Here is a 320-nt window from a genome sequence, read left to right as displayed (position 1 = left end):
AGACTGTCCCCGGTGGATGTTTTCCCGACCGCCAGGTCCGCACTCAGTGCGCGGATGGCCCGGGTGGCCGTAAACATGTTTATCGTGGTGGAGTTATCCCCGCTGTCACCGCCGCTGGCCGTGGCAGAAGAACTCACCACCCAGCGCCCGATATTGGCTTTCAGGTCCGCTGAGCCAAAGGCCGAGGTGTTATTACGGCTGGTGTTGGCGTTCGCGTTATAGTTCACGCGAAATGCACCGGTTCCGTAATCCCAGTCCACATTCTCCGGCATCTTCACCAGCCCCTTCTGGGGAATGGACAGCGCCAGACTCTGGGTGGA

At 60.0% G+C, this 320-nt stretch carries 1 pseudogene; it reads right to left on the bottom strand.

What is annotated here, in order from left to right:
• Positions 1-320 (bottom strand): annotated as a pseudogene (locus tag BEA93_RS24855) (outer membrane usher protein PefC); the annotation flags it as partial.

Source organism: Escherichia sp. MOD1-EC5950, from assembly GCF_002965345.1.
Lineage (GTDB): Bacteria > Pseudomonadota > Gammaproteobacteria > Enterobacterales > Enterobacteriaceae > Escherichia > Escherichia marmotae.
The sequence above is the reverse complement of the archived record's forward strand: the minus strand, read 5'-3'. Positions and strand labels throughout refer to the sequence as shown.